Genomic DNA, 10,383 nt, shown 5'->3' with positions numbered 1-10,383 from the left:
TTGGTGTCCGGTTTTATTGAACCACTACAGCTGGCTACGAGTAAACAAATGAGGGTAAGCCAAAGCGAGTGCCCGAGCTGGCTCAGACGGGAGGGGTAACGGCAGAAACAGTACGTCACTATACAAGGGAAGGGTTGTTGCAACCGCACCGCGACCCGCGCAACGGTTATCAACTCTACGATATAGAGTCCTTGGGGCGCCTACGTTTTATCGACTGCCTGCGTTCGCTGGGCGTTAGTCTTCCAGAGATCAAACAAATATTATCTTGGGCGGATCAAGGCACCTAGAGTTTAATGAACCAGTACCACTCGACACTCAAAGGCGACGTCTGAACTTGCGGACCCAAGAACTCCAGGTGATAGAGCGATGGTTAGATAACATGAACCAAGACAAGATGACTGAAATCTTCAGTATGAAGGAACTAATCGAATCGCTTGGGACAGGTAAATTAGTTTTCGAGGCTAATGATTCGCGAAGTAATCATTAGTGATGCGGCGAAGTCGTGGCACTGTGCGTATCCATCATCCCTATCATGGATTGCAGATGCCAGAGTTGCCAGACGGCAAACGTAATAATCAGCAGCGCTGCTAGCGTACGAGTCGCGGGGCTACGTATCCATATTGAGACACGGCGCGCTGCCACTCCGGTCGCTAGGACGGCAGGCAAGGTGCCGAGCCCAAAGGGCCCCCATCATCGCGGCGGCACGCAATGGCTCGGCTACAGCAAGACTCCAGGCCAGCATCGAATAGATTAGCCCACAGGGCATCCAGCCCCATAGCGAGCCAAGTGCGAATGCTTGGGGTACTTTTACAACAGGCATCAAGCGACGGCCTATTGGTTCGATGCGGCGCCACAGGACGCGCCCCAGCGCCTCGATACGTAGCAAGCCCTTCCACCAGTTGGCGATATACAGTGCCATTAGTATCAACATGACCGCCGCCAGGATACGCAACACCAGGGCGAAGCTGTCCAGTGCATGGTTGAGCACGGAACCGAGCAGGGCCACCAAGGCACCAGCGATCATGTAGCTGCTGATACGACCTAAATTCTAGCCGAGCAACAGACCTGCTAAACGCCTCGGCTGTCGCATGCTGGGGGGCACAGCAAAGGTCAGGGCACTCATGATGCGGCCACACATGCCGATACAGTGCGCGCCTCCCAGCAAGCCGAAGACGAAGGCCGCCGCCAGCGGCGGCAGGCTCATGTCGGCGGGATTCATTTACGGGGCACCTTTGGAGCTACCCCCCGTATCACGGGAGGGGCTGATGGTGAAGGCCGCCGGAGGCGAACCGTACGGTGATACGATTTCGACCTGTTCGGGTGGATAGCAGAGTCCTTGGTCGGAACAGCCCTGAAAGGTCACCATGATGGCCAGCGGCCCGGTAACGGTGTCGCTCGCCTCTATGGGCGCACTCACCAACACCTGATCGTAGAAAACGTTAATGTTCCCTAAAGACGCGTGCGACATTGGCTCGCCAGGAGGCAAAGCCAACTCACCGAAATTGATATCTTGAGAGAGACTCTCAATCGCGAACTGATGCCGGTGAAGGTAGTAATTTTCGGCGGCGGTGAAGCCGATATAAACTCGATCATCGTCTCGCCAGGCGGTGGTTCGGAAGGCTTCTTTAGCCGGTAGAAAGTCACGTTGGGGCGAACGGTTAAAGGGGGAACTTTTGTCACCAACCTCAAACATCTCTTCACGTGCCGCTACCGGGGTGACTATAAAGAGTGCCACCGTTAGAAAAGCGAAGACTTGTTTCATGAGTTTAACGCCGCCTTTGGCTTATCCATTGGCTGACCTCTGGACCAAGCGACCAGAGCAAAGCCCGCGACGATCATTGGTAGTGTCAGTAGCTGCCCCATGGTTAACCAGCCAAAAGCGATGAATCCCAACTGAGGGTCGGGGAGGCGCACGAACTCTACGATGAAACGGAAGGCTCCATACAGAAGCAGGAACAGCCCAGAGATGAGGCCCCGCTGACGTGGTCGGCGCGATAGCCACCACAGCACGGCAAACAACACGACACCTTCAAGGGCAAACTCGTAGAGAGCCGAAGGATGCCGTGGCTCTGGGCCCAGCTCCATCATGGATGGAAACACCACTGCCCAAGGTACATCACTAACTCTCCCCGGTAACTCGTGATTGATGAAGTTCCCGAGGCGACCCGCTCCCAGGCCGATGGGGACTAACGGAGCAATGAAGTCGGTCAGTTGAATAAAAGCCAGTTGATGTTTGCGAGCAAACAGCCGGGCAGCCACTAACACACCGGCAAGACCGCCATGAAAGCTCATGCCTCCTTCCCAGATTTTTAGTAACCAAAGGGGGTTGGCTTGCAGTTGTTCGAGCCCGTAAAACAATGCATAGCCAAGGCGGCCGCCAACGATGATGCCGATGGCGGCGTAGAAGATCAGGTCGCCTATATCATCGTGGCTTAGGCCGAGTCGGTAGGCGCGACGCCGACCCAACCACCAAGCTGCCACTAGCCCGATTACATACATTAAGCCATACCAGTGAATCTGAAGAGGGCCTATGGCGATGGCGATCGGGTCGATTTGAGGGTATTGCAGCATATATCTTCCTTAATCAATCGTTACTGTTGGAGTCATCAACAAAAATTATTGCGTCTTAAGAGCCGTTTTATCGTTTCCACTTCTCGACTTCCTGGATGACTCGTTCAACATCTTCAGAAGTTATGTAACCTGTATGTTTGTAACGAATAGTGCCCTCGGTATCGACCAGATAGCTTTCGGGTGCGCCATAAACACCTAGCTCAAAACCTAGGTTACCCTCTGGATCAAAAATATTGACTTCAAAAGGATTCCCAAACTCGTCAAGAAACTCGAGTCCCTTTGCCTGGGTATCCTTGTAGTTGATGCCAACCAAGCGAACGCCTCGCGCGGCTAAGTCCAATAACTGCGGCATTTCATGCTTGCAAGTGGGGCACCACTCTCCCCAAACATTGACCAATGTCACCTTATCTTTAAAAAGAGAGTCATCAACGACCCTTGAGGGGTCTTCCAGCGTCGTCAGGTTGAAGGCCGGAAACGGCTGAGCTAACAAGGGGGAATCTCTGGCGCTAGGATCCATTGATAAGCCCTGATAAAAGAAAAAGCTCAAACCAAAAAAGCCCAATAGGGGTAAAAATAGCAATGTCCGAGATTTCACGTATACGTCTCACAGGTAGTAGCGGGTAAGTGCCTGCTGAGCATTGTTAGTGCTTACGGAAGTTGATTTGGAGCACTAGGTTGCATCGGTCATGGCTTTCGAGCCCATAGGCGTTTCGCCCGCAGCGGCAGCAATGTGATGCCACTGATGAGGACCAGCGCGATCATGAGACCACGGGAGTCGGCGGTAATTAGCACTTCGCCGAACTTGACGATCAGATACGCCGTGGGGATTACGCCGGCCAATGTGGCGATCAAAAAGCGCCAGAAGGACAGGGGCGTAATACCTGCCGCATAGCTGATGGAATCAAACGAAATGAAGGGCACCAATCGGGATGCAAAAACGATGAGCATCAAGCCGGTTTGAGAGCGCTCCTTTCCCAGCCAATTGAGGATAGGCCGTGTACGGGGCCAGCGTTGCATCACTTCATAGCCGAGAAAACGAGCAATGCAGAAAGCGAGCAGAGCACCGGCTTCGTCACCGATAACGACATAGGCCGTCCCCCAAGCTGGGCCGTAAAGCGCACCAGCCACCATCGCAATCGGACCACTGGGGATCGGGCTCATGACAATGGCAGCCATCATCATAAAGATGATAGCCAAATGGCCCCCAGACGCCCAGCCTATCCACCCACTCACGCAAGGCCTGCTTGTCGGTCACGACCGACAAGGCGCCGGTTTCCATCAGGATCCAATAGAGGGCCGCCAAGCCCATCAATAGAGTGAGCCCCAAAAAGAGCTTTTGCTTTACGCTAAGCTTGGTTGCCATGTTCATCTCAGTGGTGGGAGTGGGGAGACACGTCATCTCAGCCCTGTACCGTGATGGTGTATCATTCAACACCTAAGATTTCGCGAAGCTGGTCGGTCGACACTGCACCACTGATACGCTGCACTTTCCCGGCTTCATCACGGTAGTCGCTGGTCGGCGTCCCCGTAGCGCCGGCCTCACGCATGATCTGGGCATGCTTTCTGAGAAGCGCTTGGCTCTCCTCCGACGGCTCCACCGGCCTTATGCCGCCATTGCGAAATTCCAATTCATGAGTTTCGAGAGCGCTAACCGGATCGTGGAATTCAAGGATTGCAGCAGCTTTGCGAAGGCTGTCCTCTGATAGCACACCAACCAGCACGTGGCGAAGCTGTAGCACGCCTTGCTCGATTAGCGGACGTGAATTCTTCCAGAGTGCGTTGCAGTAAGGGCAGTTGGGGTCTGTTAGTGTGTACACAACATGTGATGCATCATCATTCCCCTCCGAGATAAAACGTGTGTTTTCAAACGCACTCCAGGTAGCTTCCCGCATGGGTTCCAGCACCAGAGCCTGAAGCTGGCTTTCCATGACGGCATTACCCTGAGGGTCGATTAACGTACCAATGACGGCATAGTCGGAAGAGAAGGAGATATAAGCCGCCATAGGCTCATTATCGTAAGACAAGGCATAGCCTTGGAGGTCGTCAGGCGCTTCGAAGATGCCATGGAATGTGAACCCTTGATCCACCAACACGGTAATCGTCTTGGGCAAGGGAGACTCAGTATTAGCGGCAATGCCGGCCTGATGACTCTCATTGGCATCGGTTCCTGCTTCCTGCGCCAACGCAGGCAACGTAATAAGACCTAACAGACCTGCAGCGGCTAGGTAATAAGTAGAATGTAGGATATGCCTCATGAATGCTCTCTTTATCAATTACTGTTTTTCCAAGGGATTAGGTCGATCACATTTACTGGCTGGTTTTAGTGCTTCTTATTAAAAAACAGGTACTTGATAAGCGCAGCAACACCAAGCCCCAGTGCAATAATCAACAAGATCGCTATTAGGCCCATCCCCGCCATACCCCACATGCAACTATCACTTCCCATCATTTTGAATTCCTCTTTAACACTACGGTGTTGGTTTAGGCGCGATGAACAGCCTCGTTTGGACGTGGTGTGGCATTGCCGGGATCTGGCGTGAAACGGCGTAGCCGCAACGAGTTAGTCAGTACAAAGACACTGGAAACACTCATGGCAGCCGCCGCCAGCATGGGGCTGAGCAATACGCCGATGAACGGATAGAGCACGCCCGCCGCCACGGGGATCAACGCTACGTTGTAGCCATAGGCCCAAACGAAATTGCCGATAATGGTCCGGTGGGTACGCTTGGAGAGCGCCGTGGCATTGACGATGCCTCGCAAATCGCCACTCATCAGCACCACATCGCCGGACTCGATGGCAATATCGGTGCCAGTGCCGATCGCAATGCCCACGTCGGCCTGGGCCAAAGCGGGCGCATCATTGATCCCGTCCCCCACAAAAGCGACGCGCTTGCCCTCCGCCTGGAGACGCCGGATCTCTGCCGCTTTCTGGTCGGGCAGTACCTCGGCGAGAATCTGCTGGATGCCAACCTGTCGGGCGATAGCATCGGCAGTGGCACGGTTATCGCCGGTGAGCATGGCCACTTCCAGCCCTTGCGCTTTGAGTGCTGCGATGGCCTCGGCAGAGCCCTCCTTAAGTGGATCCGCCACCGCGATGACTGCAGCAAGCTGGCCGTCTACCGCGGCATAGAGCGGGCTCTTGGCGTTCTCGGCCAACACCTTGGCGCGTGTTTCTGCCTGGCCGAGCTCGATTTCCAGCCGAAGCATGTAACGATCAGCTCCCACATGTACCAAGTGGCCGTCGACCTCGGCTTCAATGCCGTAGCCAGGCTCGGCACTAAAGCGACTGACCGAGGGTAATTCCAGCCCGCGGGCCTTGGCGCCCTGTACAATAGCCTCGGCGATGGGGTGCTCGCTTTGAGCTTCCACCGCCGCGACCAGTCGCAGCACCTCGTTCTCATGGCCGTTGATCGCTTCGAAGTCGGTCAGCTCGGGGCGCGCCTGGGTCAAAGTGCCGGTCTTGTCCAGCACCACCGTATTCATTTTGGCCAGCGTCTCAAGCGCCGCCCCTTTACGAAATAGCACTCCCATCTCGGCCCCTTTCCCGGTACTGACCATGATGGCCGTTGGGGTGGCTAGGCCCATCGCACAGGGGCAGGCAATTAGCAGTACGCTAACGGTAGTGACGAAAGCAAACGACAAAGACGGCGCCGGTCCGAAAGCGAACCAGAGTGCAAAGGTCATCGTGGCGATAGCGATGACCACGGGAACAAATACACCAGCAACCTTGTCGGCCAACTGCTGGATGGGGGGCTTCTCCGCTTGGGCCGTTTCCACCATCTTGACGATCTGCGACAAGACAGTGTCGGCACCGACTCGCGTGGCCCGAAAGGTAAGTGCACCGTTGTTGTTGATAGCGCCACCGACGACTTCGGAATCTTTCTGTTTGGCGACCGGCACGGGCTCACCGCTGATCATCGACTCATCAACGTAAGAGTGACCCTCCTCGACGATGCCATCGACTGGAACACGCTCCCCTGGGCGAACCAAAATACGATCGCCTGTGACGACGGCGTCGATAGGCAGCTCGACGGTTTCATCCTCGCGTATGACGCGGGCAGTTTTCGCCTGTAATTGCAGAAGCTTCTTGATCGCCTCGGAGGTGCGGCCCTTGGCAATGTGTTCAAAATAACGACCGAGCAGGATTAGCGTCACGATCACCGCCGCCGCTTCGAAATAGCTCACGGCGGTTCCGACGGGAAAGAGCGGGGGCACCAGCAGGGCGGCGACCGAATAAAAATAGGCAGCGCTCGATCCGATCATAACGAGGCTGTTCATGCCTGGATTAAAATGCCGGAGTTCGGCGAAGCCGGCACGATAGAAGCGTGCACCTGCATAAAACTGCACCGGTGTAGCCAATAACCACTCGACGCCCATCCAGCCGCGATGCGGCATTAGACTCGTTAACAGCGTGTCAAAAGCGGGAATCATTTTTCCCATGGCGATGATGACTACCGGAATCGTAAATATTGCCGCGAGCACGACTCGGCGGCGAAGCTCGGCTCTCTCCCAGTCCTCGCTGTCCGTTGGTGGCGGCGTATCGGTATCCTGAGGTTCATAGCCTGCCTCGCGGATGGCATGCTGAATACGCGTTAACGAAACGGCTCCCGGCAGGACGCGAACGAAGGCCTTCTGGGTAGCAAGGTTAACACTCACTTCCACCATGCCGGGCAGCTTCGTTAGCGTTCGCCCTATCCGAGAGACACACGATCCACAACTCATGCCGGTGATGGGAATGTCGAGACTTTCCACCACAGGTTGATAGCCCGCTGTTGCAATGTCGTTGAGTAGGCTAGTGGTCGTGGTACCTGCTTCGACCTGGATAGCCGCCTTCTGGGTGGCGAGGTTCACTTGAGCGTTGATCACGCCTGGCTGCTGGCTGAGTGCACGTTCCACACGTCCAACACAGGAAGCACAGGACATACCACGAATCTCGATATCGACGTTTTGCGCCATAATGAAGATCTCCTGTTAATTTATCGACGACCCGATATGCAAGCTTGATTCCCATGTTTGCTGTCGAGAAAATGCTCGATCATTCAGCCTGCTCTGCGATAGCTTCAACAATCGGGCAGCCTTCCTGCATAGGCCCTTCGCCTGCACATTCGTCCAGTGTTTTCGATAATACGGCTTCAATTCGCGAGAGGTGTTTGATCTGCTCGCGCACTTTGTGCAGCTTCTCCCCGGCGATGCGCTTAGCTTGCGCCCGGTCGCCATTAGCATCCTGAAGCATTAACAGCTCCCGCATCACTTGCAGCTTGAAGCCCCACTGCTTGGCATGGACGATGAACTGTAACCGATCCACAGCTTCCAGTGGGTAACGCCGATAGTTGGCATCGGTCCTCCTCGGAGGAGGCATAAGTTTCTCTTTTTCGTAGAATCGAATCGCCTGGCTAGCGACCCCGCTTCGTTCGGCAAGCTCGCCGATACTTAGTGTTTGCATAGCGTTACCTCACGATATTATTAATCTAAGCTTCTGGCAGCCTGACTCAACGAATCTATCGGTCGGGGCTCCTATTGCTCCGGTTGGCGCACGACCCTAAGGTAGGGCGTCTTGGTGTTCCAGCCTTCGGGAAAGTGTTGCCTAGCGTCATCATTCGATAGCGATGGCGAGATGATGACATCGTCACCGTTTTGCCAGTCAACGGGGGTGGCCACTTTGTGCTTGTCAGTTAGCTGAAGCGAATCGAGAACCCGCAGTATCTCGTCGACATTACGTCCTGTGCTGGGTGGATACGTCAAAGTGAGACGAATTTTCTTGTCAGAATCGATGATGAAGACCGTGCGCACCGTAAGTTTGGGGTCGGCTTTGGGATGGATCATTCCATAAAGCTTCGCTACCACCTGATCTTCGTCAGCCAGCAAGGGGTAGTTCAGGGCCGTGCCCTGAGTCTGTTCAATATCCCCCACCCAGTCGTGGTGAGAGCTGAGGGGATCCACCGAAACCCCAACCAGTTTGGCACCCCGCTGGGTGAATTCGTTCTTTCGCTTGGCAAACGCGCCCAGTTCTGTGGTGCATACTGGCGTAAAATCAGCGGGGTGCGAGAACAGCACCGCCCAGCTGTCGTCAAGCCATTGGTGAAAGTTGACCGTGCCTTGCGTGGATTCGATCGTGAAGTTTGGTGCTGTCTCGCCCAGTTGTAGCGCCATGGAAATGTCCTCATGTCATTCATTGAGTAGCCACCATAACTTTGAAGTCAACTTTAAGGTCAAGCTTGATGTGTAATATTTGCAATTCGATAGGAGACAAATAATTTGTCAATAAAGGTTGACCTTAAAGCAGCTGTAAGCCTTAAAATTCTTACGGCGTTAAAATGGATATGATAGTAGGTAGCACCATGGGATTGGTTCAATACCCTTGTTGGCCGTCTCCATAACTTAAGTTGCGATAACACATTGGAATCTCTCTCTTCCATCGGCTTGGTCGGCGCCTTTATCGGCGGATTGGTCTCCTTCTTCTCGCCCTGCACGCTGCCCCTGTTACCGGCCTACCTGTCGGGGGTCACAGGCGGTAGTGCCGGTAAAGCCGACAGGCGGTTAGAGGCATTGACCCTCAGTGCCTTCTTCGTCTTCGGCTTCAGCATCGTGTTCATACTACTCGGGCTCGGCGCCAGTAGTATCTGGCAACTGATGCGAGGGTATCGCCAAGAATTCAACTGGGTTGCCGGCTCGGCGGTGATCCTGCTGGGCCTCTTTATGACCGGCGTGTTCCGATTGCCGCTATTCCAGCGTACCTTTCAGTTCCCCCCCAAAGTCCAGGGTGGCGCCCCGCTGTCGGCGACAGTGTTCGGGGTCTCTTTTGCCATCGGTTGGACCCCCTGTATCGGCCCCTTACTAGGCGCTATTCTGATGGCACGTCTAATGCTGCTAGTGCCCAGGCTGGAATGATTTATCTAAGTGCCTACTCGGCAGGACTGGCGCTACCTTTTCTTGCCAGCACTTTACTGATTAACCGATTTGCTCTGCATCGGCAAAGCCTGGGAAGGTGGAGTGCCTATGCTCGCCCCGTGGCGGGCACGATTGTGATCCTGTTGGGTATTGCTATCGGTACGGGGTAATATGACACGGCTTTCCAGTATCATGGTTGACCTTTTCCCCTCCCTGGCGACCCTGGGGTAGCCAGGCCGTCAGAGAAGTAGAGATTAATTTTCATGCTGACTCCTTAGGAAGCTGATTAGGCTGAGCTAGTCTCCTAAAAGGAGATTATTTTTATAATGCTTAGAGCTTAATTGCTTTCACTATTAATTTAGTTCTTCACCTAATTACTTTAATTAGGAGCTCGTGGCGAGGTAACGTACAAGCGCAGCGAACGCTTCAGTGTTTTTTTGAAAAAAACATTTATTATAGTAGGCCTTCCTGAATCCTAGCTGAATAATAAAAATTATGGCAAGTAACGCACAGCTACCTGGTTTATCTTTATATTTCGTGATTATCTATCAGATTACCTTTCCTTGATTTTTCTTTTGGGTTGTTCTAGCTTTATCATGCCAAGCAGAAACTATGGTAAATAAAATATGGTTTAAAAAATGGAGAACCGAGATGGACTTAAAAAAATATGAAAACTGCATTGAAGCTTGTCACGTATGCGCTGCTTATTGAGACAAGTGTGCAACTGAGTGCCTAAAAGAAGACAACGTAAAAATGATGGCGGAATGTATTCGCCTTAACATGCAATGTGCTCTAATTTGTCGGTTAGCTGCCTCATTTATGGCACAAGAAAGTGAGTTTGCACACGAGATCTGCCGTCTATGTGCCGACATTTGTAAGAAATGTGGTGATGAGTGTGGGTAATCCCCCCATTTTCAGAGGGTT

At 53.6% G+C, this 10,383-nt stretch carries 10 protein-coding genes and 3 pseudogenes; 4 read left to right on the top strand and 9 right to left on the bottom strand.

The features are described 5' to 3' along the window. The first annotated feature begins 68 nt into the window (after positions 1–68). Positions 69–487 (top strand): annotated as a pseudogene (locus tag B4967_RS20585) (MerR family transcriptional regulator). On the opposite strand, the pseudogene B4967_RS00870 reads toward B4967_RS20585, so the two are convergent. From B4967_RS00870 to B4967_RS00830, 9 genes and pseudogenes are all read right to left on the bottom strand, one after another. Then, positions 484–1,219 (bottom strand): annotated as a pseudogene (locus B4967_RS00870) (sulfite exporter TauE/SafE family protein). The pseudogenes B4967_RS20585 and B4967_RS00870 overlap by 4 nt on opposite strands. Further along, entirely contained in the window at positions 1,220–1,762 is a 543-nt protein-coding gene (locus B4967_RS00865; protein WP_083023037.1) for a protein-disulfide reductase DsbD domain-containing protein, read from the bottom strand. After that, complete coding sequence (gene lgt / locus B4967_RS00860; RefSeq protein ID WP_083023035.1) at positions 1,759–2,571, bottom strand: prolipoprotein diacylglyceryl transferase; 813 nt, start codon at positions 2,569–2,571, stop codon at positions 1,759–1,761. The genes B4967_RS00865 and lgt overlap by 4 nt, the downstream gene beginning before the upstream one ends. Positions 2,572–2,638: 67 nt before the next feature. Continuing rightward, positions 2,639–3,166 (bottom strand): DsbE family thiol:disulfide interchange protein, encoded by a 528-nt coding sequence (locus tag B4967_RS00855; RefSeq protein WP_083023033.1) that lies wholly within the window; start codon positions 3,164–3,166, stop codon positions 2,639–2,641. Between the two features lie 89 nt (positions 3,167–3,255). Next, complete coding sequence (locus tag B4967_RS00850; RefSeq protein WP_207953561.1) at positions 3,256–3,768, bottom strand: TVP38/TMEM64 family protein; 513 nt, start codon at positions 3,766–3,768, stop codon at positions 3,256–3,258. A 227-nt stretch (positions 3,769–3,995) separates the two neighbouring features. Then, positions 3,996–4,826: a thiol:disulfide interchange protein DsbG gene (gene dsbG / locus B4967_RS00845; protein WP_083023031.1), complete on the bottom strand. Its 831-nt coding sequence runs from the start codon at positions 4,824–4,826 to the stop codon at positions 3,996–3,998. Positions 4,827–5,052: 226 nt separating this feature from the next. Beyond that, a complete protein-coding gene (locus B4967_RS00840; RefSeq protein ID WP_083023030.1) occupies positions 5,053–7,527 on the bottom strand; it encodes a heavy metal translocating P-type ATPase in 2,475 nt (824 codons plus the stop codon). 79 nt (positions 7,528–7,606) lie between these two features. Then, entirely contained in the window at positions 7,607–8,014 is a 408-nt protein-coding gene (locus B4967_RS00835; protein WP_083023028.1) for a MerR family transcriptional regulator, read from the bottom strand. 71 nt (positions 8,015–8,085) lie between these two features. Next, a complete protein-coding gene (locus B4967_RS00830) occupies positions 8,086–8,721 on the bottom strand; it encodes a peroxiredoxin (RefSeq protein WP_083023027.1) in 636 nt (211 codons plus the stop codon). A 246-nt stretch (positions 8,722–8,967) separates the two neighbouring features. Here B4967_RS00830 and B4967_RS00825 point away from each other — a divergent pair, with 246 nt between their 5' ends. The 3 genes and pseudogenes from B4967_RS00825 to B4967_RS21150 all read left to right on the top strand — a co-directional run. Continuing rightward, positions 8,968–9,459, top strand: a complete 492-nt coding sequence (locus B4967_RS00825) for a cytochrome c biogenesis CcdA family protein (protein WP_279384621.1) — start codon at positions 8,968–8,970, stop codon at positions 9,457–9,459. After that, positions 9,456–9,629 carry a cytochrome c biogenesis protein CcdA gene (locus B4967_RS19955; RefSeq protein ID WP_279384620.1) on the top strand — a complete coding sequence of 58 codons (174 nt, stop codon included), beginning with the start codon at positions 9,456–9,458 and terminating at the stop codon, positions 9,627–9,629. The genes B4967_RS00825 and B4967_RS19955 overlap by 4 nt, the downstream gene beginning before the upstream one ends. A gap of 556 nt (positions 9,630–10,185) precedes the next feature. Next, positions 10,186–10,362 (top strand): annotated as a pseudogene (locus tag B4967_RS21150) (four-helix bundle copper-binding protein); the annotation flags it as partial. Positions 10,363–10,383: the final 21 nt, after the last annotated feature.

Origin of the sequence: Vreelandella lionensis (assembly GCF_002087295.1) — a bacterium.
In the GTDB taxonomy this organism is placed as follows: Bacteria; Pseudomonadota; Gammaproteobacteria; order Pseudomonadales; family Halomonadaceae; genus Vreelandella; species Vreelandella lionensis.
This window is presented reverse-complemented; position numbering and strand designations above follow the sequence as displayed.

Bases quoted from the DNA above. Each gene is read 5' to 3' on its own strand.
- B4967_RS00865 (WP_083023037.1), bottom strand. From the start codon at position 1,762: ATGAAACAAGTCTTCGCTTTTCTAACGGTGGCACTCTTTATAGTCACC.
- lgt (WP_083023035.1), bottom strand. From the start codon at position 2,571: ATGCTGCAATACCCTCAAATCGACCCGATCGCCATCGCCATAGGCCCT.
- dsbG (WP_083023031.1), bottom strand. From the start codon at position 4,826: ATGAGGCATATCCTACATTCTACTTATTACCTAGCCGCTGCAGGTCTG.
- B4967_RS00840 (WP_083023030.1), bottom strand. From the start codon at position 7,527: ATGGCGCAAAACGTCGATATCGAGATTCGTGGTATGTCCTGTGCTTCC.
- B4967_RS00835 (WP_083023028.1), bottom strand. From the start codon at position 8,014: ATGCAAACACTAAGTATCGGCGAGCTTGCCGAACGAAGCGGGGTCGCT.
- B4967_RS00830 (WP_083023027.1), bottom strand. From the start codon at position 8,721: ATGGCGCTACAACTGGGCGAGACAGCACCAAACTTCACGATCGAATCC.
- B4967_RS19955 (WP_279384620.1), top strand. From the start codon at position 9,456: ATGATTTATCTAAGTGCCTACTCGGCAGGACTGGCGCTACCTTTTCTT.